Source organism: Photorhabdus laumondii subsp. laumondii, from assembly GCF_003343245.1.
GTDB lineage: Bacteria > Pseudomonadota > Gammaproteobacteria > Enterobacterales > Enterobacteriaceae > Photorhabdus > Photorhabdus laumondii.
Map to the genome: position 1 here is coordinate 4,606,606 of NZ_CP024901.1, position 26,138 is coordinate 4,632,743.

22 protein-coding genes are annotated in these 26,138 nt (G+C 40.0%); 14 read left to right on the top strand and 8 right to left on the bottom strand.

The window, feature by feature from the left end:
• Positions 1-401 precede the first annotated feature (401 nt).
• The 6 genes from PluTT01m_RS20215 to PluTT01m_RS20240 all read left to right on the top strand — a co-directional run bounded on the left by PluTT01m_RS20215 (position 402) and on the right by PluTT01m_RS20240 (position 8,052).
• Positions 402-3,308 carry an aldehyde dehydrogenase family protein gene (locus PluTT01m_RS20215; protein ID WP_011148062.1) on the top strand — a complete coding sequence of 969 codons (2,907 nt, stop codon included), beginning with the start codon at positions 402-404 and terminating at the stop codon, positions 3,306-3,308.
• 205 nt (positions 3,309-3,513) lie between these two features.
• Entirely contained in the window at positions 3,514-4,425 is a 912-nt protein-coding gene (rdgC, locus tag PluTT01m_RS20220) for a recombination-associated protein RdgC (protein ID WP_011148063.1), read from the top strand.
• Between the two features lie 119 nt (positions 4,426-4,544).
• Positions 4,545-5,705: a Fic family protein gene (locus tag PluTT01m_RS20225; protein WP_011148064.1), complete on the top strand. Its 1,161-nt coding sequence runs from the start codon at positions 4,545-4,547 to the stop codon at positions 5,703-5,705.
• Between the two features lie 245 nt (positions 5,706-5,950).
• Complete coding sequence (gene abiEi / locus PluTT01m_RS20230) at positions 5,951-6,490, top strand: type IV toxin-antitoxin system AbiEi family antitoxin (RefSeq protein ID WP_041380334.1); 540 nt, start codon at positions 5,951-5,953, stop codon at positions 6,488-6,490.
• Complete coding sequence (locus tag PluTT01m_RS20235) at positions 6,480-7,400, top strand: nucleotidyl transferase AbiEii/AbiGii toxin family protein (RefSeq protein ID WP_011148066.1); 921 nt, start codon at positions 6,480-6,482, stop codon at positions 7,398-7,400. The genes abiEi and PluTT01m_RS20235 overlap by 11 nt, the downstream gene beginning before the upstream one ends.
• A 220-nt stretch (positions 7,401-7,620) precedes the next feature.
• The gene (locus PluTT01m_RS20240) at positions 7,621-8,052 is read left to right on the top strand and encodes a DUF29 domain-containing protein (RefSeq protein ID WP_011148067.1); all 432 of its coding nucleotides are present in this window, start codon (positions 7,621-7,623) and stop codon (positions 8,050-8,052) included.
• A gap of 499 nt (positions 8,053-8,551) precedes the next feature.
• On the opposite strand, the gene PluTT01m_RS20245 is transcribed toward PluTT01m_RS20240, so the two are convergent.
• The 3 genes from PluTT01m_RS20245 to PluTT01m_RS20255 all read right to left on the bottom strand — a co-directional run bounded on the left by PluTT01m_RS20245 (position 8,552) and on the right by PluTT01m_RS20255 (position 13,857).
• Positions 8,552-10,306, bottom strand: coding sequence for a GH39 family glycosyl hydrolase (locus PluTT01m_RS20245; protein WP_011148068.1), 1,755 nt, complete (start codon positions 10,304-10,306; stop codon positions 8,552-8,554).
• A 523-nt stretch (positions 10,307-10,829) separates the two neighbouring features.
• Entirely contained in the window at positions 10,830-12,578 is a 1,749-nt protein-coding gene (locus PluTT01m_RS20250) for a GH39 family glycosyl hydrolase (RefSeq protein ID WP_011148069.1), read from the bottom strand.
• A 385-nt stretch (positions 12,579-12,963) separates the two neighbouring features.
• Entirely contained in the window at positions 12,964-13,857 is an 894-nt protein-coding gene (locus tag PluTT01m_RS20255; protein WP_011148070.1) for a LysR family transcriptional regulator, read from the bottom strand.
• A gap of 171 nt (positions 13,858-14,028) precedes the next feature.
• Between PluTT01m_RS20255 and PluTT01m_RS20260 the strand changes: the two genes are divergently transcribed.
• Complete coding sequence (locus tag PluTT01m_RS20260) at positions 14,029-15,219, top strand: MFS transporter (protein WP_041380335.1); 1,191 nt, start codon at positions 14,029-14,031, stop codon at positions 15,217-15,219.
• 21 nt (positions 15,220-15,240) lie between these two features.
• Here PluTT01m_RS20260 and PluTT01m_RS28325 read toward each other — a convergent pair whose 3' ends face one another.
• On the bottom strand, positions 15,241-15,321 hold the full coding sequence (locus PluTT01m_RS28325; RefSeq protein ID WP_109791818.1) for a DUF4311 domain-containing protein: 81 nt from the start codon (positions 15,319-15,321) through the stop codon (positions 15,241-15,243).
• Positions 15,322-15,552: 231 nt separating this feature from the next.
• Between PluTT01m_RS28325 and PluTT01m_RS20270 the strand changes: the two genes are divergently transcribed.
• Entirely contained in the window at positions 15,553-16,152 is a 600-nt protein-coding gene (locus tag PluTT01m_RS20270) for a hypothetical protein (RefSeq protein WP_011148072.1), read from the top strand.
• A gap of 10 nt (positions 16,153-16,162) precedes the next feature.
• Positions 16,163-17,278 (top strand): helix-turn-helix domain-containing protein, encoded by a 1,116-nt coding sequence (locus PluTT01m_RS20275; RefSeq protein ID WP_011148073.1) that lies wholly within the window; start codon positions 16,163-16,165, stop codon positions 17,276-17,278.
• Positions 17,279-17,424: 146 nt separating this feature from the next.
• Here the strand turns inward: PluTT01m_RS20275 and exbD are convergent, their stop codons facing one another.
• Both exbD and exbB read right to left on the bottom strand, forming a co-directional pair.
• Complete coding sequence (exbD, locus tag PluTT01m_RS20280; RefSeq protein WP_011148074.1) at positions 17,425-17,850, bottom strand: TonB system transport protein ExbD; 426 nt, start codon at positions 17,848-17,850, stop codon at positions 17,425-17,427.
• A 3-nt stretch (positions 17,851-17,853) separates the two neighbouring features.
• Positions 17,854-18,825, bottom strand: a complete 972-nt coding sequence (gene exbB / locus PluTT01m_RS20285) for a tonB-system energizer ExbB (RefSeq protein ID WP_041381122.1) — start codon at positions 18,823-18,825, stop codon at positions 17,854-17,856.
• Between the two features lie 346 nt (positions 18,826-19,171).
• Between exbB and metC the strand changes: the two genes are divergently transcribed.
• From metC to dkgA, 5 genes are all read left to right on the top strand, one after another.
• Positions 19,172-20,362 (top strand): cystathionine beta-lyase, encoded by a 1,191-nt coding sequence (metC, locus tag PluTT01m_RS20290; protein ID WP_011148076.1) that lies wholly within the window; start codon positions 19,172-19,174, stop codon positions 20,360-20,362.
• A 148-nt stretch (positions 20,363-20,510) separates the two neighbouring features.
• Positions 20,511-20,861, top strand: a complete 351-nt coding sequence (locus PluTT01m_RS20295) for a type II toxin-antitoxin system PrlF family antitoxin (protein WP_011148077.1) — start codon at positions 20,511-20,513, stop codon at positions 20,859-20,861.
• Positions 20,862-20,866: 5 nt separating this feature from the next.
• The gene (locus PluTT01m_RS20300) at positions 20,867-21,355 is read left to right on the top strand and encodes a type II toxin-antitoxin system YhaV family toxin (protein ID WP_011148078.1); all 489 of its coding nucleotides are present in this window, start codon (positions 20,867-20,869) and stop codon (positions 21,353-21,355) included.
• 144 nt (positions 21,356-21,499) lie between these two features.
• Positions 21,500-22,171, top strand: coding sequence for a DedA family protein (locus tag PluTT01m_RS20305; RefSeq protein WP_011148079.1), 672 nt, complete (start codon positions 21,500-21,502; stop codon positions 22,169-22,171).
• A gap of 399 nt (positions 22,172-22,570) precedes the next feature.
• Positions 22,571-23,449, top strand: coding sequence for a 2,5-didehydrogluconate reductase DkgA (dkgA, locus tag PluTT01m_RS20310; protein ID WP_011148080.1), 879 nt, complete (start codon positions 22,571-22,573; stop codon positions 23,447-23,449).
• A 134-nt stretch (positions 23,450-23,583) separates the two neighbouring features.
• Here dkgA and ftsP read toward each other — a convergent pair whose 3' ends face one another.
• Positions 23,584-25,005: a cell division protein FtsP gene (ftsP, locus tag PluTT01m_RS20315; RefSeq protein WP_011148081.1), complete on the bottom strand. Its 1,422-nt coding sequence runs from the start codon at positions 25,003-25,005 to the stop codon at positions 23,584-23,586.
• A 404-nt stretch (positions 25,006-25,409) separates the two neighbouring features.
• A complete protein-coding gene (locus PluTT01m_RS20320) occupies positions 25,410-26,138 on the bottom strand; it encodes a 1-acylglycerol-3-phosphate O-acyltransferase (protein WP_011148082.1) in 729 nt (242 codons plus the stop codon).

Below are 26,138 nucleotides of genomic sequence, written 5' to 3' on the forward strand. Positions count from 1 at the left end.
ACTGCAAAACGTTTATCTCAATCCACAAGATAAATCTGTTTTTTTATAGTTAGGGTCTTTTCATTTCTATCACGCCAAAAGTTACCCGCAAGCGTACCACTTTGCCAAGATCTCACTCCTCCCATAACATTAACACGGTTTAAGTTAAGTAAGATGACGGGTATAGTAATAGTTAATTAGCTAGAACTAGCCTTAACTATTCATTAATTTTAAAGCGATTTTCAGGTTAATCGCTGACGTCAAAACAAAAAACATAAAATAATATAACATCTTAAAGTTAAAGCATTTTTTCTCATCAGGATTACTGAGGATTTCCTGACAAGTTAATAACACCTCTACTGTCTTTATTCATCACCATTAATCCTAAAATAATCAAAACATTATGATGGAGGTAACTGCAAATGAAATGGTATGTCAAGGAAGCCCTCGCAATTAATCAGGCTATACCCTACGAGGAATCAATCAATATCGAAGCGGGTTTCGGACCTACAGGGCTGCCACACATAGGAACCCTTTGTGAAATCCTCCGAGCCAATCTCATCAAAACCGAATTGGAGAAAGCAGGTAGAACAGTTAATTTTTATCTCATTTCAGATGATTTGGACCCTTTCAGAAAAGTGCCTTTGAATATTCCAAATGCTGAACAATTAACGCCTTATCTAGGCCAACCGATAAGCAAGGTGCCAGACCCTTTCGGAAATTTCACGTCATTCTCTGAAATGGCGGAGTATCAACTTATGAAGCTCGCCACAGAATACGAAATAGAGTGTCAGCTAGTCAGAAACTCTTTAGCCTATCAAAATGGCGATTACAATGACGAAATCAAACTATTCCTACAAAATTTTTTAGTGCTAAACCAAATATGCAAGGAATCTACCGGATCTTTAAGACAAAGAACCTACAGTATGATCATGCCCATTTCTGAAAGAACGGGTGCCGTACTTGAACATATTATCGTTACAGACGTGAACCCTGCATCAGGCGAAATAACCTATTACATACCTGGAGATGAAGTCATTAATAAACCCGGTTATGAATATGGCGTAGAAATTCGGGAATTCTATAAAAATGAAATATTGGACCAAGAGCAAACTATTTCGGTACTAAACGGTAAATCTAAACTTCAGTGGAAAGCCGACTGGGGTATGCGCCTCCTTGCCAGAAACATTCATTTTGAAATGCATGGTGAAGATTTGCTGGCTTCTGCCGATGTTGCTCGCCAGATCGCGGGAGCATTAGACCGGCCAATTCCACGTTTTTACAAATATGGGCTTTTCCTTGATGATTCAGGTAAAAAAATATCAAAATCGAAAGGAAATAGTTTCTCTTTAGATGATATTCGCCATCTGCTCACACGAGACGCAATTCGCACTTACCTCTCAAAAGAGCCACAGAGATCGTCTAAATTTTATGTCGCGCTGGCACCACATCTCAATGATCAAGTTAATATTTCGCAAAAAGATGGAAAAAGACTATCTTTTTCGAAGATAGCAAGAATATTACACGCATCAAAACCAGCAAGTAAACTCGCGGCTGAAAATTTTCTAAATCGCTATAAAAAACCGGGAGAATCCATTTCAGATCAGGAATTGGAAATAAGTTATCATTATTATATCAGGACATGTGAAAATGAAAATCAAGGGTTACAAAACATTAAAGAAGAAAAATATTTCTCAGCCATTGCCAACTCAATAAATTCAGGAGAAATATCCACTAAAGATCAACTTTTCCAACATATAATCACTACATATGAAGACCATTTTTCAGATGATAAATCATCCCAAATATGGCCTCTGCTCTACCGAGGGTTATTTGGTGATACCAAAGGCCCACGAATTAAAACATGGTTAGATTTAAATTGCATGCAGCATATTTTAACCCATTTTAGCCATCCATATAAAAACCCACATAAAACCCCATATAAAAACCCATCCCAAAAAAATGAGGAAAATATCGTTAACAACGAAATTAACAAATCTCAAAAAGAGAGATTACTAAAAAATAGCATTGAGGAGAACAAAACATATATGACTAAGTTATACAGTAAAATTAATTTCACCGAAATCAGGAAAAAATGTGATGAACTTTCTTCCGCTTTACAGAAGAATAGTGAGGCGTTAGTCGAAGCACTCTCTGGCTATCAATGTAAAAACGTCACCGAAGATGAAATTCTCCGTTCAATAGATGTCTTGAATAATATTGAGAACAACAGAGAATATTTCAAAAAGAAAATTTATGGTGTGACATCATTTCTCCCGCTTAACCAACCCATTTACGCTTCTGTATGTTTTGGTTTTATCCCTTCACTTATGGCAGAAAACGTGTGCATACGCCCGCCGACAGCAATGCATACACATTACAAAAAATTTGAGGCGGTTATTAATTTATCCGAATTTTCTCCAACATTATCTATTTCTTATGAAGATAAAGAGTTATTTTTAAGTCAACGCGTAAAAATAACTGATGCAGTAATCTTTACGGGAACGCCAGAGAATGCGCTCAAAGTACGTAAACATTTCAGAAAAAATACCTTATTTATTCTTAATGGCGCCGGTCATAATCCACTTATTATCTCAAAAGATGCAGATATTAATCTGGCTGTTGAAAGTGCAAAACGCGTTGTTCTTTACAATCAAGGGCAGGATTGTGCTGGTCCAAATGCCATATTAGTACACAATGATATATACGATTTATTCAAGCAACGATTAATCTCTGATTTGCAGAATATTGAGGATAGAGTTGGTCCTTATAGTGACTATAAAAATATAGTCGGTCCCAATAGCGATATTGATCACAGCATAAAAATTGCTTCATTATTTAAAGTCAATAGACCCTATTGCACCTATGGAGGAGAAGTTAATCCCATCAATGGCATGATAAAACCAACGGTTTTCGAGAAAGAATTATCATTAGGTGGCAATTATAAAGAATTTTTTGCCCCTGTGTTCTTCTTACAAAGATATTATCAGGATCAAGATTTAATCCATTATTTTTCCGATCCTTTGTATTCTGCTAATGCTATGTATATATCTTTGTTTGGTACCAGTGACTATATCCATCATCAACTCAGCGAACGCCTTCACTTACCCGATAGTATTCTGAGTAATACTGATTTACATCGGGAAGAACACGGTTACCTTCCCTATGGTGGTCAAGGGCCGGCGGCTTCATGCCTTTGGTACGAAGGTAATAGGATTAATGGCAGTACGTTGCCACAGCGTGATATATACCATTATTTAATTGAACCCTTTGATACCCCTCCCACGCCAAAGAGTGAAAAACGCCACTGCGTTCAAGCGGGAATTTAAACTACTCCGGTGAGTCCTCACTTCAACGGATGACCTGACCGCGCCGTACTTCCACAAATAAGCACGGCGTGTCTCAGCGTTCAATAAAAATCATCAATCAGGATAATTGACACAAGATACTAGGGCTTATCCCTGTGATTCGCTATCATGCTACCTTATGTTGGTCATGCTCCCGATTCATTGAGCAAAAATATGGGGTAATTTTATGTTGTGGTTCAAAAATTTAATGATTTACCGTTTAAACCGAGAAACTTCACTTTCTGCGGATGAACTGGAAAAACAATTGAGTCCGTTAGCATTCACCCCATGTGGTAGTCAAGATATGGCGAAAACAGGTTGGGTGCCACCAATGGGTTCACACAGTGACGCCTTCACCCATGTCGCGAATAATCAAATTCTGATTTGCGCCCGTAAAGAAGAAAAGATGTTACCTTCACCGGTTATCAAACAAGCACTACAAGCAAAAATTGAAAAACTGGAAGGAGAACAGCATCGCAAACTTAAAAAAACAGAGAAAGACTCTCTAAAAGATGAAATATTGCATACCCTGCTACCACGGGCATTTAGCCGATTCAGCCAAACTTATATTTGGATCGATATCGCCAATAATCTGATCGTTATTGATGCTGCTAGTGCTAAACGGGCCGAAGATAATTTAGCATTATTGAGAAAAAGTCTCGGTTCTCTACCTGTAGTTCCCCTGACATTTAAAAACCCAATAGAATTAACCCTGACCGAATGGGTACGTTCCGGTGCTCTGCCAACAGGTTTTGCTTTAATGGATGAAGCTGAATTAAAAGCTATTCTGGAAGAAGGTGGCGTGATCCGTTGTAAAAAACAAGATTTAGTTTCTGATGAAATCGCTACTCATATAGAAGCTGGCAAATGTGTCACTAAACTGGCGCTTGATTGGGAAGAACGTATTCAATTTATGTTGTCAGATGATGGTACTTTCAAGCGCATAAAATTCAGTGATACTCTGCGTGAACAAAATGATGACATTGATCGAGAAGATTTTGCCCAACGGTTTGATGCTGACTTTATTCTAATGACCGGTGAATTAAGTGCGCTGATTAACAGCACCATTGAAGCACTAGGTGGCGAAGCAGAAAAATAACCTCAACCTTTAATGCTATTTGCCGCTTTGAACTATTTTTCAAAGTGGCATTATTATCTCTTTTTCAACCTTATATACCCTATGGATTTCAAGATGCATCGCAATGGCAAGGGAGCAACTTGAAAGATAACGGGTATATTGCTCTTTCCCCCTTACTGGCGATAATATCAACCTATTTCAGTGCCAATGATAACGTTAAAGCTAGTCACGATAATCCCATTAATCCAATTAGGTATTCAATGAATTCAGCTACAAAAGGCTACCAACCTCCTTTCTCAATTACAGCTAAAATGATCCAATTAGTTGCTGAAATCAGTGAGAACATCGGGCGGTTAAGCACAGAACAGGAACAAATAAAAGCCCTGCGATTGAGGCGTATCAATCGGATACGCACAATTCACGGTTCACTGGCAATTGAAGGTAACTTACTTGATGCAAGCCAAATCACAGCCATTATTGAAGGAAAGCGAGTTATTGCACCGATCAGTGAAATACAAGAAGCGCGTAACGCTATCTTGGCTTATGAAAAGCTTAACCATTGGCATTTCACATCAGAGCAAAACTTACTGGAAGCCCATTATGTTCTGATGAAGGGATTGCTAGATAATGCCGGCAGTTATCGACACAGCGGCGTCGGTGTAATGGATGGAGAAAAAGTCATTCACATGGCTCCACAGGCAAACCGGATTCCAAAGCTGATGGGTGACCTTTTTCACTGGTTAGACTCTACTGATATTCATCCGCTTATTGCCAGTTGCATTTTCCATTATGAATTTGAATTTATTCATCCATTTGCCGATGGAAACGGCAGAATGGGCCGGTTATGGCAAACATTAATCTTAAACCACTGGAACCCTTTATTTGAATTTATTCCCGTTGAAAGCCTGGTTTATGAACATCAAGCTCATTACTATCAGGCAATTAATCTCAGTAGCCAACTTGTTGATTGTGCACCGTTTATTGAGTTTATGCTGCACATGATCCGTGATGCAATTCTGACATCCACCCATCAGGCTACCCATCAGGCTACCCATCAGGCTACCCATCAGGCTACCCAACAAGTTAAACAACTCATTATGGTATTGAAAGGGGAAATGAACCGTGGGCAACTGCAATCAGCACTTGGATTAAAAGATCGTAATTCATTCCGTCTGCGCTATTTGCAACCCGCTTTGGCAGAAGGATTAATTGAAATGAGCCATCCAGAAAAACCGAGCAGTCCATTACAGCGCTATCGTTTGACGGAAAAAGGGGTAAATTTAAAAAATCACCACAAATAGTGAAAAGTAACCAATTCCTGCCTTATCAGGGGCTTCGATAAGAACCCGCTAAAAAACTGGACTATAATATCTGATTAAATATCAATATATTAACAAAACAATTCAACCACGCCAGCGAAATACTCACTCCTTTCACTATTTTGAAAAACTCATTAAGTGGACATGAACACCATAATTATAGTGCTTTAATGTCCACTTAAAATAACTATAATCAAGTGAACATTAAAACTACAAATACATACCCTATGGATAGATCTACTGCACTTAAACGTTTTATTGACTGGGACAAAAAAGGGCGATACGTCTTCACCCTTGCCGATCTCAGAAAAATCTTTCCCGAAGATAGCCCCAAAACACGCCAAGCGGGCTTAAATCGTCTGGTTAAAGAATCGATGCTTTCACGACCTGTACGCGGTGTTTATCTGTTTAATTTTGCTCATAATCGCGATAGTTACGCTATTGAACATATTGCCAAAGCTCTACGACGTGGTGAGTACAATTACGTTAGCCTTGAATCAGCATTGAGTGAATATGGCGTTATTTCACAGATCCTGATCGATAGGCTCACCGTGATGACAACAGGCCGGAAAGGTCTTTATCACACTCCACTGGGTACTATTGAATTCACTCATACCAAACGCCAACAAGAAGATATCTTAGCGAGTATCACGCAAGCAAACCGCCCTTTGAGACTCGCCAAACTTGAATGTGCACTACGTGATTTAAAGCGCGTTGGTCGCAACACCCATTTAGTGAATAAACAGGAGATTACACATGGTCAATAAAGCAAATTTCGCCCAACTTATAGAGTTAGCAATGCAGGTACCAGGACGTTCCCATATGCGACCGGTTATTGAGAAGGAACTGTTGCATTACGATATTCTTTATTGCCTTGATACTAATGGATTACTTGATCAACTCACTTTCCAAGGAGGAACCTCTCTGCGCTTGTGTCACGGAGCTCCACGTTTTAGCGAAGATCTGGACTTTTCCGGTGGTGTTAACTTTAATCGTAATCAATTACAAGCCATGAAAAAATGTTTGGAACATTACATTGGCAAACGTTACGGTTTTGAAGTTTCAGTTAAAGAACCAGCCGATTTAAGAAACGAGCCTGAATATGCTGGCCTTAATATAGATAAGTGGCAGGTCTCAATTGTCACCGCGCCTGAGCGCAAAGATCTCCCCAAACAGAGAATCAAAATTGAAATTGCCAATATCCCTTCTTATTCACAGGAACCGAAGGCATTAATGACCAACTACAATTTTCTACCTGATGGCTACGCCGATACGCTGGTATTAACCAAATCATTGGATGAAGTCATGGCGGATAAACTGGTTTCTCTGGTCAATACACAACACTATGTACGGCACCGAGATATCTGGGATTTACGCTGGTTAAAACAGAAAGGAGCTACCCTGCGTATGGATTGGGTTAATAACAAGATTATAGATTATCGGATTAGTGGCTATTCAGACAAATTAGCCAATATTCTGACACGCTTGCCTGCAATTATTAAAGGTGATGCTTTCCGTAACGAAATGCAGCGCTTTATCCCACAGGATGTCCAGGAACGCACTCTGCACAAAGAAAAATTCTTTACATTTTTAACTACCGAAATCGCTGATATGCTACAACGGGTACAAAACTCACTAAACAGTTGCTCAACATCCGAGAATGAATTCAATATGTAGATATACCCTATGGATTTCAAGATGGATCGCGGCGGCAGGGGAGCGAATCCCCGGGAGCATAGATAACGATGTGACCGGGGTGAGTGAGTGCAGCCAACAAAGAGGCAATTTGAAAGATAACGGGTATAAACGAAAATATCACTAGGTGTTAGTTACTCGATATCGTAGAAACAGAGCAAATCTATTCATTTTGTACAGATAATCCAAATCGGAGGCTTTCATGGGAACACGTTATGAAACCGACGTGGTAGCTTGGGCTAATGAACAAGCAGCGTTACTACGCAGCGGTAAGCTGAGTCAGATAGATATAGAAAACATTGCCGAGGAGATAGAAGACGTGGGTAAAAGTGAAAAACGCGAGCTAGCAAGTCGGCTGGCCGTTCTACTGGCTCACCTTATGAAATGGCAATTTCAGCCAGGCCGTCGCGGCTCCAGTTGGCAAAGAACCATCAAAGAACAACGAAAATCTCTATCGCGACGTACTGATAAGACGCCAAGCCTTAAGGGATGTCTGGCAGATAAAGAGTGGTTAGACGACGCATGGTCTGATGCAGTTGCAATTGCTGCTAATGAAACCGGGCTGGATGTTTTTCCTGAATCCTGTATCTGGGATATAGAGCAGATTTTATCCCAAGGTTTTTATCCAGAATAATCTTACAAATTTATTGAATACACAAATTATTAACGCTGGGTAAAACCAGCGTTAATAATATATCTCACTTTTATCCTCATTTATTATATGGCTTAATTCAATAAAATCATAATACATATAAGAATACCTATCATCTTATCAATCACATAAGCGCCATTAAAAAAATATTATTTCCAAAAACCATCTAATTACATGAAATATAACCACCCATTAAACCATTAATAACAAACACCTATTTACTCCTAATCAACCTTATTTCAATAAATTATTCACCCTTATTAGACAGGCTATTATAAATAGCCTGAATAACTTTATTCTCCAATTATTAACAGAAAGATAAAATAATCCATCCTAATATCTTCATTGCATATATACCCTATGGATTTCAAGATGCATCGCGGCGGCAAGGGAGCGAATCCCCGGGAGCATAGATAACTATGTGACCGGGGTGAGTGAGTGCAGCTAACAAAGAGGCAACTTGAAAGATGACGGGTATAAATTAATGATGAATTAGCTCTAACGAATACAACGTTACCGTTGAAGGTTTCGCGCCTTTATCTATCAACGTTAATTTATTATTAGCTATAGACACATTAATCTGGTTAGTCACCTCTGGTGGAGTTATTTTTTCCAGCGATCCGCCTTGTTGAATACGATACGCTTTAACTTTAAATTTCTTACAACCTATATGATCAATCACCACAGTAACGCCTTGGTCACTATGAGTATAATCACGAGTTTTAGGTCTTAAAAGAGAATCTAGTGGCAGTTGTTGTACCGGATCTTTTTGCACTACCGCATTATTAGATTGAATGGTTGTCGGATCAACACCACCAAACCATCTATTTTTACTACAGGTATCCGTTAATTGATCTAATGTCCGGTTAGTATCCAAATAGTATTGTCGATATAAATCCGCAGGAACGGGGGCTACATTACCATCAGAAAAACTCTTATCCACTTTATAATTTGCTGCAAGAATATTAATTTTATTACCCGATTTATTTTCAGCCGCCAAAACCGTTAAGCCGGTTGAAAAATCTTTTTGACCACTTAATATATAAGGTGTTTTTAATATTTTAGCAAAAAGACCAAAAGATTGAGCTGAATAGGTACAGAAATTTCTAACGCTTGGGTTTTTAGGATTAGGCTGATCATTAAACAAACCAAAAGATAAACCATCACCCCGATAATAATGGGCCAGGTCAACTTTGGTATATTGCATATAAATCAACGAGGAGGCGATATATGCTGCGTTTTTAGGACTCTGCACTTTGGTAAATGTATTTCTCGACCCAAAAGGACTAGAGTTCCACTCAGTACAAATACTCTCTGTCTTAGTAAAGCCATAAGTATGCAAACTTTTCTGAATCGTATTACCCATATCAATAATGTTTTGCGGGTCTCCAGTATCAACGTATCCATGCCAAGAAAAGAAATCTAACGGTACATGATTATCCCGACAATATCGGAAAAATCCATCAATATAATGCCCTCCTGCATGATTACTAAACGAAATACCTGCACCACCCACTTTAGCATCAGGATCAACCGTCTTAATTAATCTCACTACTTTTTCATATAATTGATAATACTTTTGTGGATCATCCGTATTCCAGAAAAACAGTAAATCAGGCTCGTTCCAAATTTCCCAGTAGCTTATTTTTCTCGGCAACCCAATGCTGGCATAATTTACACCATAACGATTCACCAAGGTTTTAACTAATATTGCATAAATATCAAAATCCTCGGGTATTTCATAACCACCATCAAGTGAACGCCCAATACGAAACAGAAGTTGTCGCTGAATATTATCTGGATTCAGATCTGCTTGATTATTCAGAACATCACGTAGATAAGCATCCGTCATTTCATAATTGGCATCTTTTAATGCAAGACTCACATCATGATTTCTCATTCCGAGAGCCGCATTGGGAAAGAGACTTCTGACATTTGCAATATCAGCAACAAGCTTTTTAGCCGCGGGTTTATTTTCCTCAGACACATTAACAATCATTTGATTTTGATTGTTTTTCCTATCCACCTGGAAGTAATTATCTATATCCCCAATACCAAAGCCGTCATGCAGCCGGACATGGGTAATTCCCATCTGATTAAATTCATTATCTAAATCAGGAAAACCTGGCGCTATAGATTTAGGAAGACCATTGACACCATTAACCGTTTTAAGACATGAGTTATGTCCCGCTGATAAATCCCGATGATTTTTATTAAATGAAAAAACTTTAGTCATAATACCCTCTATACTCATTAAGAAATTGTATCCCTATAAACCAAAAATAATATCAAAGAATAAATAGATTTATCTGACAACTCAATAACAATAAATGAATGGAAGACCCAGATAATAGTTAGATATCACTTTCAACCACACCTTAAAATTCTCAGCTATTACTTTGAATTTATTGGATTAAACAAACAATTACATTAACACAACTATTTATGATAATAAAATTGACTCCGTGACTTATTTAACCGCAGAATCATTAAAAGAAAAAAAGATATATCAATCAACCAACAATGATATTAATAACAATAATAAAATAGCACGCAATAAAACCATACAGAGAGTAGATTATATTTAAAAATATCGTACAAAAGATCATCGACATATATTAAAAACATGTTTTCAACCTTAACAAGCCACCAAAAAATATAAAAAATCCATACAATTTAATTAACTGTTATCAAAAAGGCTCTTTCCAGAGCCTGTTCGATTAAAATAATTTACAATAATATCTCCATTGAATATAAAATTAATTATCCTCTAACTCTAACGAATATAATGCTACTGTCTCAGGCTTCGCTCCCTTATCCACTAGCGTTAATTTATTATTAGCTATAGACACATTAATCTGGTCAGTTACTTCCGGTGGTGTCATTTGTGCCAGCGATCCACCTTCTTGAATACGGAATGCTTTAACTTTAAATTTTTTATAACCTATATGATTAATTACCACGGTAACACCTTGGTCGCTATCGGTATAATCACGATTTTTAGCTCTCAACATATTATTATCCGGAAATGGCTTAACCGGTTCATGTTGTACTACCGCGTTATCAACGCGAACGGTTGTCGGATCAACACCGCCAAACCATTTATTCTTACTCCCAGTATCCGTTAATTGATTCAGTGTTCGGCTGGTATCCAAATAGTATTGTTGATATAAATAATCAGGAGCCGCATTACCATCGGCAAGGCTCTTATCAACTTTATAATTTGCGGCAAGAATATTTATTTTATTTCCTTCGGTATTCTCGGCAGCCAAAACAGTTAAACCTGTGGAAAAATCCTTATTACCACTTAAAATATAAGGTGTTTCGAACATTTTGGCAAACAGGTAAAAGGATTGAGCTGAATAGGTACAGAAATTTTTAACACTTGGATTTTCAGGGTTGGGCTGGTTGTTAAACAAACCAAAAGATGAACCATCTCCTCGATAATAATAAGATCTGTCAACTTTTATATATTGCATATAAATAAAAGTGGAAGCAATATATGCCGCATTTTTAATACCTTGCACTTTTGTATATGTATTTTTTGTCCCAATAGGACAAGAATTCCATTCAGTACAAAAACTTTCTGTACCGGTAAAACCATAAGTATGCAAACCTTTTTGAACTTTATTCCCCACATCAATAATGTTTTGTGGGTCTCCAGTTTCAACGTACCCATGCCAGGAAAAGAAATCTAATGGTACATTATTATCTCTACAATATCGTAAAAACCCATCAAGATAATCTTCTTGTGCTCTATCAACAAACCCAATACCCGCGCCACCAACTTTAGCATCCGGGTCAATAGCTTTAATTATTCTTGCAATTTTGGCATATAATTCATAATATTTTTGAGGATCATTACTATTCCAGAAAAAAATTAAATCAGGTTCATTCCAAACCTGCCAATAGGTTATTTTTCTTGGTAAACCAATTCTGGCATAGTTTAAAGCGTAGCGATTCACCAACGTACTGACTAATATTGCATAAATATCAAAATCTTCTGGTATTTCATAACCACCGTCACCAGTACGTCCAATACGAAACATGATTTTTCGCTGAATATTATCTGGGTTTAGCTCAGCTTGATTATTCATAATATCGCGCAGATAAGCATCAGTCATTTTATAATTAGCCTCTTTTAATGCAAGACTAATATCATTATTTCTCATCCCGGCAGCCGCATTGGGAAAAATGCTTCTGATATTTGAAATATCAGTAAGCAGTTTTTTAGCCGCAGGTTTATTTTCCTCTGGGACATTAACAATAATTTGATTTCGATCATTGACTCTATCCACTTGGAAATAATTATCCATATCCCCAATACCAAAACCATCATGCAGCCGGATATGGGTAATTTCCATCTGATTAAATTGATCATCTAAATCAGGGAAACCCGGCATCAAAGATTTAGGAGCACCATTCAAGCCATTAACCTCTTTAAGCAATGAGTGATGCCCTGCCGATAAATCTCGATGATTTTTATTTAATGAAAAAATTTTAGTCACAATAAACCTCTATATTCATTAAGAAATGACATTGTTATAAATAAAAAATAATATAGAAGAATAAATATATTTCCCTGACAACTCAACAACAATAAATGAACCGAATACTTAGAGAATAGTTAAATATTACTTTTAACTATATTTTACAATTACCCTATATTAATTTTAATTTATTATATCAATCAATAATCACATAGATATAATTATTTACGCCAATAATCGACCCTGTGATTTATTTAACAAAATCAGCACTAAAGAACATATACTTCAATAATAAATTGATATTAATAACGACAGTAAAAAAACACCCAATAAAATCATATAGTGAGTGAATTATATTAAATAATATCGCATAAATTTATTAATATATATCAGACGGATTCTCCTAAATAATCTTGGCAAGCCTCTTTTGCAATAACGACATAAATACGGTTAATTTTGCTGGCGGGTGAGCAAGTGCTCGTAGTAAATAAATATCTTCTTTACGTCCATCTGGATCATCAAATAGAGGAATAAGTTTTTCAGAACGAATATCTGTGGATACCACCCAATTAGGCAGAAGCGCTATTCCAAATCCACTCACTGTGGCCATTCTCAATGTTTCAAAGTCATCACTACGAAAGATCCTATTATTATCGCTGAAATTAATAACACTACGATAGCGTGACCAGCAAATACCCGCGGGGTCATGATGTTTATCAAGCAAATAGTGCTCATCCAGTTCAGTAAGTGTTGTCGGTGTTCCATGCCTTTGAATATAGCCTGGGCTGGCACAAATAATCCAAGTTTGTGTGGCGATACGTTTGGAATAAAGTGTGCTGTCCTTTAATTCACCAATACGAATAACTACATCAAGACGATCCCTGACCGGATCAGTCAACCGCTCGGTTTGATCAAGTTCAATCCGAATTTTAGGATACCGCGTGAATAGTTCTGCTAGCATCGGAATAATATGTTGACGTCCAAACGTTGGCAGGCAAGCTACACGTAATACCCCTTGCGGCTCGCCATTCAACGCCGCTAATTCAGCCTGGATATCGACAAGATCATTGATAATACCTTGCGCCCTTGCAAACAAAATCTCCCCTGCATCCGTCAGCGATAAACCGCGGGTAGAGCGAAAGAATAGTTTTGTCTCTAACACCTGTTCAAGGTTGTCTATCTGACGTGTGATAGAGGATGCAGCCATACCTTGCAAACGAGCAACGGCAGAAAAACTCCGTGAGCGGGCAACATGAATGAATGTTGTTAGCATATCGGTACGTAATAAATCTTTCATCGCAATTTTTACCTATACATTTCATATATTACAAATAATACACAACATCTGATAGCGCTCTCATTTTTGCATTCTATGCAAAACAATTTCGCTCGCTCTTTTTATTCCCACTATCTCAAGATAGTGCCAGAATTATTTCATCATAATTCCGGCCAAATGCTGAGCATTCCCATGTCAAATACAGCAATTAAACCAAATCCTATTTCTTCTATTTCTCTCATTTTGTTATCTACTGCTTGTGGTTTTGCTGTAGCGAATATTTATTATAACCAACCATTATTGCCAACAATTGGGACAAGTTTTAACGTTAATGGTTCAATATCCGGCTGGATCGCGACACTAACTCAGATTGGCTATGCGGCGGGGCTTCTCTTTTTTGGGCCGCTTGGAGATACGATAAGCCGTCGCAAACTGATTTTCTGCCTGTTAATCGGCAATATAATCAGCCTTATTTTATGTGCCACAGCACCAAATTTTACATGTCTTCTGACAAGTAGCCTGATTGTGGGGATAACTTCTATTTCAGCACAAATCATTATTCCTGCCGTATCTGGTTGGGTAATACCAGAAAAGCGTGGCCAAGCGGTAGGCAGTCTGATGAGTGGCCTTTTCGCCGGAGCACTACTTGCCAGGGCATTAAGTGGTGCAGTCGGAGAGTATTTCGGCTGGCGTGAAATGTTTATATTGGCCGCTTTAATCGATATCTGCCTATTTTTTCTGATCTGGTTTGTGTTGCCAGAAATAGAAACACCACACACGATGACTTACGGCCAACTTCTTATTTCACTCGGTAAATTGGTAAAGCAACAACCCCTTTTGCGTGAAGCTGCATTATCCGGTTTTTTACTGTTCGCCGCTTTTAATACGCTGTGGGGGTCGCTGGCCTTATTACTTTCCCAACCACCTTACGGATGGGGGAGTGATATCGCAGGTCTTTTTGGTTTGATGGGTATTGTGGGAATGCTAGCTTCACCCATAATAGGTTCGTTGACAGATCGCTTCGGCGGGAGAACGATTGTTGCCACAGGCGCTTTATTAGTGACACTGGCCTTGTGCCTAATTAGCGGCACGAGCCACAATATTCTATTTTTATTCGCGGGTATTATTCTGTTAGATCTTGGCAGCAGAGCGGGTTTAGTGGCAAATCAAACACGGTTATATACATTATTACCTGAGGCTCGCAGCCGACTAAATACCGTATTTATGACCTGTTATTTCGCTGGCGGCGCAATAGGTTCCTCTTTGGGAGCTGTCGCCGCTTGGCATTTTTCTTGGTATGGTGTCGCTTTCAGCGGCGGAGGATGCGCATTATTAGCCGCGCTATGGGTTCTATTTAATCCAAATAGCCGCAAGCAAATATGATTTTACACACTGCGCCCCAAGCTATCTTTTATGATAGATTGCCACCAGCCAGAAGATAATTGGCATCACGGTATTAACTAGCAGATTAGCAGCCGGTACCATTCACTCTTTGGAGGCCAATTTTTTCCAGTTAATAAGTGTAAATTCAATGGAATTTAAATAGCAATTAACCAAAAGAAATCAACATAAGTGGTAATAAACAACCATGTAATTTATTAGATTTAAAGTATATCTGAAAACAATTTAGATGATACTAGGTTGACAAAATCAGAAATTTGCACCAACATCAAAGTTGACAAACTTGAATTTTTGCACCTTTAGAGAAAACAGCAAATGCCAAACATCCGCTACCCTTGGGAATTCCATCCACAGTTAAGTGAAGAACGTTTAAGTATCATTGCAAAAGAACTACTCAATGTGCTTGATCATACCTATGAGCAGCTTTCGACACCATTAGATGATAATTACACCCGAGGAACCTGTACATTTGGCCGCCAAAGGCAATGTCTTATTCAGCTCTGTATGAAAGGTACTTATGATTGGCTAAAACTCACTAATCCTAATATGGATACGACCATCGAAATAGAAACAATCCCACTTCGTTTTTTTACTGATGACCCAGAAAACCCCAAAAAATCAGGCTTCTTTCGCCGTAACAGTGTAGACCAACTCTGGGCACCAGAAATCACGATACCAACAATATGGCGCTTTATTGTAGAAAAACCCCAGTTTGAAGGCGAAGGTGCGCAAGTTCATTTTGCTGGTTACAACGAGCATGAAGAAATGTTGTCTCAATGGACTTACGATAACAGCAAAATATCTACTCTGCATTCTACAGATAACACACCGCCATCTGCGGTAACAATCGAATTGGATCCTATCAGTGCTGCGATGCCTGATAAATCCAGAGAAAACAAGCGCAACAACAAGTAGTAGGTGACAAGTGTTCAATGGTTCTAATTTGCGATTAGCTCGTCTGTATCACGAGCTATCTCTTGAGCAAGTGGCTGAGCGGGTTAATAAAACCCGCCAATATATTCAGCGGCTGGAATCCGGCTTTGCTGTGCCAACTAATGAACTTTCTAATGAATTAGCGACTGTATTGCAGGTTACTCCTGCGTTCTTTGAAACCCAAATACAATCTCCTGTGAACGAAGAAATTGTTCATTTCCGTAAACGCAGCGCAATTAGAGTAGCAACAAAATTAGCAGCACTTGCAAAGGCTGAGTTATACAGACGATTAATCGTCGTTTTTGAGGAAAATCTAAATTTACCGTCAGTGTTATTTCCTGAATTAAAAGCAAACTCCCCGGAAGAAGTTGAACGAGCAGCAGAAAAATGTCGGATTGATTGGGGATTAGGGTTTGGGCCAATTGAAAATGTAACTCGCCTGGCTGAAAAGCTAGGTGCATTTGTTACCTCGTTTGACTCAGTATCTGATGATGTTGACGCGTTATCCGTTCCATTAGATCGACCTTTCATTGTCAGAAATACAGCCAAGAAGTCACCATGCCGACAACGGTTTGATATTGCACATGAAATTGGACATATTGTGTTACACGGCGGAATATCTACTGGTGACAGAATAACCGAATCTCAAGCCAACCAATTTGCCTCTGCCCTACTTTTACCACGAAGTGCGATGGCTAAATATTTCCCTGCCCCGATAAGCGGAAGAATCAACTGGCGAGGTCTAAGTGAGTTCAAGTTAACTTGGAAAGTAAGTAAAGCAGCAATTATTTATCGGGCACATCAGCTTTCCCTTTTAACCGATACGCAATACAAAACGGCTTTTTTGGGGCTTAAACGTAAGGGAGAAGCTATTGAGGAAAAAGAGGATTATCTTATTCCCCATGAAAAACCTGAATTATTTCATCGGGCAATAAAAGTGCTTATTAATGATGTTTGTATTGATATTGAAACATTAGCTGAGCGTCTGAAAATTACAGTGCCAATGCTGCTTGAACTCGCTAACGATAGTTCACTTTATGAGCTTAATGATCAGGCAAATTCTGTAAATGTCATTTCGATGTTTTCATATCGATCCAGAATAGCGTGATTATTTTCCATCCTGTTCAAATTAGGCTCTTATTAATACAAACCAATTATCATTTTATCCGATGCACCGTAAAACCCCGTCCTTCAGAGGGTGTCAACTCAACCGCGCTTTCCAGCGCGGTTATTCAATGGAAGAATCAGTGACAATTAACCTGATGAAACCGCTTCCATCCCTACCAAGCCCACTTTCAGATAGCCCGATTTACGCAAAGAATCCATCACACTCATCAGTGTTTCATAATCCACAGTTTTATCCGCTTGAAAGAAGATGGTTGTCTCTTTATTAGATTGGGTGGTCTGATCCAATACCGCCGCCAAAGTATCATAATCGACCGGTTGATCTCCGACATAAAGCTGGCGATCAGCTTTAACCGTCAAGAATACCGGTTTTTCTGGACGCGGCTGTGGTTTTGCCGACGAAGCAGGTAAATCCACTTTAATATCAACGGTTGCCAGTGGTGCTGCTACCATGAAGATAATCAACAGCACCAACATCACGTCAATAAATGGTGTGACGTTAATTTCATGCAATTCGCCACTATCATCCAGATCTTCATTAAGACGTATTGCCATAAGTCACCTTGTCTTGCTATTTGCTAAATCCAGATCACGGCCAAGCAGTAATATTGACTGTGCCGCCATGTCACCAACCTGACCACGGTAAGCAACGATCATACGGGCGAAGATGTTATATATCACAACGGCAGGGATCGCTGCGACCAGACCCAGTGCTGTCGCTAACAGGGCCTCCGCAATACCCGGTGCCACAACCGCAAGGTTAGTTGTCTGTGAGTGAGCAATACCGATAAAGCTATTCATGATGCCCCACACCGTACCAAACAGACCAACGAAAGGAGAAATCGCCCCAATGGTTGCCAGATAGCCATTGCCACGCCCCATATGACGGCTGATAGCCGCAACGGAACGTTCCAGGCGGAAAGCGGCACGTTCTTTCGTGCTATTCAGGTCAGTGCTCTCAGAAGATAACTGACGTTCTGCCTGTACTTCACTCAGCAATAAGCGGCTGATACTGTGTTTGTTGAAACCTTCGGCAATTTCCGCAGCCTGATCAAGGCTCTTAACGTCCGTTAAAGCTAATCGCTCTTTACGCAAACGACGACCAGATGCCAACAGTTCAGTGCCTTTTGAGAAGAACAGAGCCCAAGTAATAACAGAAGCAATCACCAGACCAATCATAACGGTCTTAACCACAATATCGGCGTTCTGATACATGCCCCAAATGGACAGATCAGTCGCAAAGCCACTGGAAAGATTGGCTTCATCAGCAGGAATTTTAGGTGCAACCTCATCCGTTGCAACCGGCGTAACTTGAGTGGATTCTGTCGTAGGTACCGCTTGCGGTGCAATCTGATTTGCAGATGGTGCAGTTGTGTCCGTCGTTGCCTGAGTAGTCGCGGGAGTAGACCCTGCAATTTGTACGGTTTTTGACGTGGTATTGTTATCTGTTGCAGATGCTGGTGCTGTATCAGCCAATGCTGAACCTGTCAGCCCGAACGCTAATATTATTGAAGCAGTCAAATTTCGCATCAGTTGGCCTTTACTCCCTTTGCTATAAACCTTGTTATTTAGCAGTGAATTACTTTTCGTCATCTCACTAACCTTATTTATACTGAGTCTTCACCAGATTGAATGAAAATGCAGGCTGATAATATCAAACATTAAGTGATTTGATAGTAATTATCATTATTGTTTAATAAAAAAGTATTATCCCTTCACAAAATAAAGTTAAACAACCCCTACTCACAGGTAATGAGATGAATTTTCGTCAAGTTGTCTTAATCTTTTTGTACAAAAAGGTCTAAATCTTTTAACGTGTTAACTCTATTTTTTTACACCATTTCAAAAATTGAAGTGTTAAAGGTGGCAGTGGATCATGGCAGAAAAAAAACTGGAAACTTTACTGGTCAATGCAGGTAGAAGCCAAAAATTTACTCAAGGCGCAGTCAATCCCATCATTCAGCGAACTTCATCGGTGATCTTCGATTCTGTCGCCGACAAAAGACGTGCTACGCAAAACCGGGGCAAGAGCGAGCTGTTTTATGGCCGCCGTGGTACACAGACTCATTTTTCTTTTCAAGCAGCAATGGCTGAACTGGAAAGTGGCGCAGGCTGTATGCTTTACCCTTCTGGTGCTGCCGCGATTAGTCATGCCATTCTCGCTTTTGCCGCCGCAGGCGATCATATTCTATTAACCGGTTCAGCTTATGACCCGACGCAAAGTTTCTGTGACAAAATATTGTCACGGATGAATATTACCACCGATTATTTCGATCCCATGATTGGCGAAGAGATTGCTGATCTGATTAAGCCCAATACCAAAGTGGTGTTTCTTGAATCCCCCGGCTCCATCACAATGGAAGTACAAGATATCCCCGCTATTGTCCGCGCAGTGCGCCAAGTCAATCCAGATATTGTCATCATGCTCGATAATACTTGGGCGGCAGGTGTGCTGTTTAAAGCGCTAGAATTCGGCGTCGATATTTCGATTCAATCAGGCACCAAATATATTATTGGTCACTCAGACGCAATGTTAGGGATTGCTGTGGCTAATGAACGTTGTTGGGCGCAACTGCGAGAAAACTCCTATTTGATGGGGCAGATAGCCGATGCCGATACGGTCTATATGGCCAGTCGCGGATTGCGTACTTTAGCCATTCGCTTGAAACAACATGAAAAAAGCAGTATTGAAGTCGCACACTGGCTGCAACAACGAACCGAAGTTGCCGCTGTCTATCACCCCGCTCTGCCTTCCTGCCCCGGTCACAATAATTTTATCCGTGATTTCAGTGGCAGTAGCGGCCTGTTCTCTTTTCAATTGAAAAAGAAGTTAACTCCCCAACAATTTACGGATTATCTGGATAATTTTCACCATTTTAAAATGGCATTCTCATGGGGCGGTTTTGAATCTCTGATCCTAGGCTATCAACCAGAAGAGATAAAAATGATGCGTCAATACGATATTTCACAAAGGACAGGCACTCTGTTCCGCCTGCATGTCGGGCTGGAAAATGTTCAAGATTTGATTGATGACCTCGCAGAGGGATTTGGTCGAATTTCGACTTGAGTAATCTTATTGTTATTCAATGTAATAAACTGAAAAACTTAACATTTGAAATCATAATGAAGCGATAATATAGATATATTGCCAGTACAATGCATTTGCATTACACTTTGTTGAACAGATTCTCAAATCAGCATAACGAGGTAGAAATATGCACGCATTACCAAATGTTGAGTTCGAGGTTGGTGCAGAATCCAAGCTTACCAGTCGCAGCCAGACAACCATCCCAACATCTGTCCGTAAAGCGCTTAAGTTAAAACCAGGTCATGACAGTATCGCATATAAGATTTTATCTTCTGGTGATGTACTTATCAGCCGTAAAAATAGTGAAGAAGAAAAAGATCTTGTCATGGAATCATTTCTGGACTTTCTGGCAAAAGACATTCGGAGACATCCGGGACAAGTACAACAATTAGATGAACAACTCATTAACCAGGCGAAGTCACTTATCGCTGGAATAGACATAGATCTGAGCAACCCATTATCTGCTGACGATGAGTAAAGACTATGTATGATCGAGTATGTGTAATAAACGGATGGGCTCTTTTTGCTCATCCGTGCTTTGTAGAACAATTAAAACAATCAATAGATAAGGTAGAACAACTTCAACAAAAATATCCAAATGACTACTTGAAAAAAAATGATACAAAACGCTTGGCTGCAATCATAAAACTCGTTACTGAAATTATTCCCAATGACCCAACTAATATAGCCTTTCGTTTAGGTGACACATTAGGTGGCAAAAGAAAACACTGGTTCAGAGCAAAATTTTTCCAACAATATCGCCTTTTTTTCCGTTTTCACGCTGAAAGTAAAATTATTATCTTTGGCTGGGTAAATGATGAGAGAACAAAAAGGGCATATGGTGATAAGCACGATGCTTACAAAGTATTTGGTGAAATGCTTAATGCAGGACACCCACCAGACGACTGGAACTCTCTTTTAAAAGAATCCATTGATTCACCACACTTAACTAAACTTATTAATGAACATTAGTCATAGTTTCTCCTTATCCGGGATAAAATCAAGCCATGCCAAAGCTTTTACTGTAAACTGACTTTATATATACAGATGCAATAAATTTATTTTATATGCCCTATGGATTTCAAGATAACGGGTATAACAGTTACAGGATAAGCAATGGAAGTACTAAACGGGATCATGCAGGCATTATGGCAGCATGACTTTTCTAAACTTGCCAACCCCGATGTTCTCTGGATTATCTATGGCATTCTATTCGTGACACTGGTTCTGGAAAATGGCTTATTACCCGCCGCTTTTCTGCCCGGTGATACTCTGTTAATCCTTGCCGGTGCATTAGTTGCCAAGGGAGTCATGAGTTTTATCCCAACCGTTTTTATATTAACAGCGGCGGCAAGTATCGGTTGCTGGTTTGGCTATCTTCAAGGGCTATGGCTTGGCGATACCAAACGAGTTAAGAATTGGTTGGCACAACTTCCTATTCAGTATCGCCAACGAGCTAACGAGCTGTTTTTCAAACATGGTTTGGCCGCGTTACTGATTGGCCGTTTTTTGGCTTTTGTCCGCACTCTGTTACCAACATTGGCGGGTATATCCGGCCTTAACAGTAAACGCTTTCAAGTTTTTAACTGGTTGAGTGGCCTGCTATGGGTTGTCATCGTGGTCGGTTTTGGTTATCTCCTTAATCAGATCCCGTTTATTAAAAATCACCAAGATTTGGTGATGAACATTTTGATAATTTTACCCATAGTGCTATTGCTAAGTGGTTTAAGCGCCTCTTTGTTGATGTACTGGCGCCACAAGAAAATCTCGGCGACAAAACGTAAATAAAAGTCATCATGGTTTACAAGCAGCAGCAGGGTTTTTATCCTTAACTTAATGTACCAATATTATATATACCCTATGGATTTCAAGATGGATCGCGACGGCAAGGGAGCGAATCCCCGGGAGCATAGGTAACTATGTGACCGGGGTTAGTGAGTGCAGCCAACAAAGAGGCAACTTGAAGGATAACGGGTATAGGCTAAGGCTCAGCCACTAAGTGATACTCTTGGTATCGATGCATCACCAAACCGGTCAATCTATGGACTTGGCCATGTATTGATTACAATACATGGCTTAGATCACGCCGATTGTATTACTTCCTTCAATTACGCTTAATATCAACTTAATATCAATTGCCATAATTTCAACTGATATTTTAAGTCTCTCTTTTTATAGGAGTTAGTAATGGATAATCAACCTATTATCAGACTTGCTGATGGGAATCACATGCCACAACTGGGGCTTGGATCATGGGCCTCAGATGACCAGCAGATAGCAGAAACAATCCATGCTGCACTGGATATCGGTTATCGGGCAATTGATACCGCCGCTATCTACAACAATGAGAAAGGCGTAGGCAACGCGTTACAAGAAACAGATATCCCCCGTGAAGATATCTTTGTTACAACTAAATTGTGGAATGACAGACACCTTGATGCCCGTGCTGCCTTGACAGAAAGTCTGGAAAAGTTGCAACTGGATTATGTTGACCTTTACCTCATTCACTGGCCTGCACCACCGCAAGATCAATATGTCGGTGCCTGGCAACAATTGATTGAATTACAGAAAGAGGGGCTTATTCGCAGTATTGGTGTTTCTAACTTCCAACCTGAACACATCCAGCGACTGATCAATGAAACCGGTGTTCATCCCGTCATTAATCAGATTGAGTTGCACCCGCTGTTACAACAACGTCAGCTCCATGCCTGGAATGCCACACATAATATCGTTACCGAATCCTGGAGCCCACTGGCACAAGGTGGTGAAAATGTATTTGATAATCAACTGGTTCAACATCTGACACAAAAGTATGGCAAAACACCCGCGCAGGTTGTTATTCGCTGGCACATTGATAACGGCATGATTGTGATCCCAAAATCAACCACGTTATCGAGAATTAAAGAGAACTTTGATGTGTTCGATTTCAAACTAGAAAAAGAAGATTTGACCGCGATGACTACGCTAGATATCGGTAAACGTCTGGGACCAACCCCTGAAATATTCGTTGATTTCAGTGAATTCATTCAGCTTCTTGAGCAAAATAGCGCTAATAATCAGTGCTGAAAAACGGCTGATAAAATTGATAGGGTGATCGTGGACAAAGTAGAATTAAAACGTGCGCGGCATCACCGCCGCGCCCCAATTTTGCTGAGCTATTTTCTTGGTTCTACCGATTATCACTCATCTGGTTTTTTCCATTATTGATTGACCGGTATAGTCACTAACTGCCCAACAGAGCCGCGATCGGCCATTTCCAGAATCTGGCTGTAATAGAGGAATGGGAAGTGCTCATAAGAGGGCTGGTTCATATAAACCAGCAATTCCACCCGCCCATCAACCCAAACCGTATCCTTCCAACCATAATCTTGCGGTTGAGGGGCCTCACCGTTGTGGTTAATCAGCTTAAACTGCACACCTTCAATATGGAATGGTTGTGGGGCAGAAGCATTTACGATCCAACGCTCCCACGTTCCTTGCTGGCTAGTAATATCCACCCGATTCATATCCCATAACGCACCGTTTATTCCCGGCGTATTATCATCAAGATAAATTTCCCGGTTACGGATTACACTGGAAACTGGCGTAACATCATCAATCAAACGAGATGGGAGATTATCTGTCACCAGAGATAATAAACCGGTTGCTTTAATGGTCAAAACGGTGCTGGAAATCAACACCGTAGAGGGTTCAAACAACCCACGCAACTTATCAAGTACCCCAGCTGATTCACCTGCGGTAACAACAACTTCATCCTCTTTGGACATATCAATTAATACCTCACGCCGTTCTCCTGGCGCAAGGGAGAGTTGCTGAACGGCTATCGGCGCAGGTAACAGCCCCAAATCAGTGCCTATCATATAGAAAGGACGGCCATCACCAATCTGTAACTGATATCGGCGGGCATTAGATGCATTGAGTAAACGTAAACGGATCCAGCCACGAGATACCTCAATAAAAGGATTCTGTACGCCATTAACTAACAGAGTATTACCGATAAATCCACTATCAGAGGCCGGCTGATACTCAGGAACCCCAAAGTTATCCAACCGTTTATCTTGAAGAATAACCGGGAAATCATTAACACCATAGTGTTTCGGCAACGGCAAATGACGGCTGGTTTCATCTTCTACCAACCACATACCAGCCAAACCTTTATAAACATGTGGTGCCATCCGATTAGGTGTATTGGCATGATACCAGCAAGTTGCCGCCTGCTGACGAATAGGCAACACTGGCGACCAGTCAGACCCCGGAGAAATCTGACGGGCAACTCCACCGGTCAATGTACCCGGTAATTGTAATCCGCTGACGGTCATTGAAACCGGCTCTGCTAGCCGATTGCTGTATATCAGTTTGACATCATCGTTTTTATGAACCCGTATAGTCGGACCAAGGTATTGACCATTAATCCCCCATACACTGGTTTTATATTGTCCATCAAAAGTCCAATGCGCTTTTTGTAAAGTCAGAAATAACGGCTGCCCACCACGGGATTCCAATAAAGGGGGAACCGGCAAAGCAGTCTGCTGATTTTTGCTGGCCCGAACCAATAAAGGAGCGGCTCCGATACACATCGCCAAGCCTGATACCTGAATAAACTGGCGCCGACTAAATGACATATTTTCTCCGCGACAAACCTAATTAAATTCCGGGCCTATATGGCTCAAAAATAGTTGAGACACTGCAATCATTCATCCCGGAAGCGAATAACTCAATATTGAAGTTATTAAAGCTTATTATCCTTTTGATTGCGCTTAACAAAAACATTATTTATCAAGCGCTCATCATAACGCGAATATGGTGGGAATTAAACTATCTGAATGCATTACACGAATCTTTCCCGATCAGCATCAGTACATGTCATTTCCGACTAATAATAAATTGTGGTCATGGACAACGAACAAAAATCCTCACATATGCTAAATATGTGAGGATTAAAGTACGCTTAACAGCTATCGCCTTGGTTAGACCCGCACTTTATTATAAAAGAGTGGCTCCAAACAACCTATTATGAATACTTACCCTATTTCTCCATTGCAGCCAACTCTTCATCCAATGCATCTATTTTAGCTTTCATCACTTTATGACAATATTCTGCCAGCTCACGCACCTGCTCTTTGGTATAGCCAGAAGTATCAATGGGAGGCAACATTTCAACAATGACGGGACCATTATTCCAGCGATTCAGCTTAATACGTCCATTAGTGATAGAAGAAACGCAGACCGGGACAATCGGCACTCCCGCAGAGATCGCAGCATGGAAAGCGCCAGTTTTAAATGGCAACAAACCACGACCACGACTACGTGTCCCTTCCGGAAACATCCAAACAGAAAGATGACGATTTTTAATCTGCTCCACAACCTGAGCAATCGTGCCATGTGCTTTAGCACGGTTAGCACGATCAATCAGGATATTACCTGCCAACCAATAAAGCTGACCAAAAAATGGGATCAGCACCAACGTTTTTTTACCTACTGTCACTGTGCCCGGCTGAACCGCATTGGACATAGTTATCATGTCATAGTTGTTTTGGTGGTTGCCAATGTAGATACTCGGACCATAATGCTTAGCTTCAGCAGGAATACGCTCAATAATTTTGACGCCAAATATTTTCGACAACCGACCAAACATATTCCCAAACACCATAACATGGTCAGGATGACGTGGCCTGAATAAGCAGTAAATAGCACCAGAGACACACACTACAATCGAAAACAGAATAACAATAATGCCGCGAATAATTGCTAACAT

Bases quoted from the DNA above. Each gene is read 5' to 3' on its own strand.
- PluTT01m_RS20215 (WP_011148062.1), top strand. From the start codon at position 402: ATGAAATGGTATGTCAAGGAAGCCCTCGCAATTAATCAGGCTATACCC.
- rdgC (WP_011148063.1), top strand. From the start codon at position 3,514: ATGTTGTGGTTCAAAAATTTAATGATTTACCGTTTAAACCGAGAAACT.
- abiEi (WP_041380334.1), top strand. From the start codon at position 5,951: ATGGATAGATCTACTGCACTTAAACGTTTTATTGACTGGGACAAAAAA.
- PluTT01m_RS20235 (WP_011148066.1), top strand. From the start codon at position 6,480: ATGGTCAATAAAGCAAATTTCGCCCAACTTATAGAGTTAGCAATGCAG.
- PluTT01m_RS20240 (WP_011148067.1), top strand. From the start codon at position 7,621: ATGGGAACACGTTATGAAACCGACGTGGTAGCTTGGGCTAATGAACAA.
- PluTT01m_RS20245 (WP_011148068.1), bottom strand. From the start codon at position 10,306: ATGACTAAAGTTTTTTCATTTAATAAAAATCATCGGGATTTATCAGCG.
- PluTT01m_RS20255 (WP_011148070.1), bottom strand. From the start codon at position 13,857: ATGAAAGATTTATTACGTACCGATATGCTAACAACATTCATTCATGTT.
- PluTT01m_RS20260 (WP_041380335.1), top strand. From the start codon at position 14,029: ATGTCAAATACAGCAATTAAACCAAATCCTATTTCTTCTATTTCTCTC.
- PluTT01m_RS28325 (WP_109791818.1), bottom strand. From the start codon at position 15,321: ATGGTACCGGCTGCTAATCTGCTAGTTAATACCGTGATGCCAATTATC.
- PluTT01m_RS20270 (WP_011148072.1), top strand. From the start codon at position 15,553: ATGCCAAACATCCGCTACCCTTGGGAATTCCATCCACAGTTAAGTGAA.
- exbD (WP_011148074.1), bottom strand. From the start codon at position 17,850: ATGGCAATACGTCTTAATGAAGATCTGGATGATAGTGGCGAATTGCAT.
- exbB (WP_041381122.1), bottom strand. From the start codon at position 18,825: ATGCGAAATTTGACTGCTTCAATAATATTAGCGTTCGGGCTGACAGGT.
- metC (WP_011148076.1), top strand. From the start codon at position 19,172: ATGGCAGAAAAAAAACTGGAAACTTTACTGGTCAATGCAGGTAGAAGC.
- PluTT01m_RS20295 (WP_011148077.1), top strand. From the start codon at position 20,511: ATGCACGCATTACCAAATGTTGAGTTCGAGGTTGGTGCAGAATCCAAG.
- PluTT01m_RS20300 (WP_011148078.1), top strand. From the start codon at position 20,867: ATGTATGATCGAGTATGTGTAATAAACGGATGGGCTCTTTTTGCTCAT.
- PluTT01m_RS20305 (WP_011148079.1), top strand. From the start codon at position 21,500: ATGGAAGTACTAAACGGGATCATGCAGGCATTATGGCAGCATGACTTT.
- dkgA (WP_011148080.1), top strand. From the start codon at position 22,571: ATGGATAATCAACCTATTATCAGACTTGCTGATGGGAATCACATGCCA.
- ftsP (WP_011148081.1), bottom strand. From the start codon at position 25,005: ATGTCATTTAGTCGGCGCCAGTTTATTCAGGTATCAGGCTTGGCGATG.
- PluTT01m_RS20320 (WP_011148082.1), bottom strand. From the start codon at position 26,138: ATGTTAGCAATTATTCGCGGCATTATTGTTATTCTGTTTTCGATTGTA.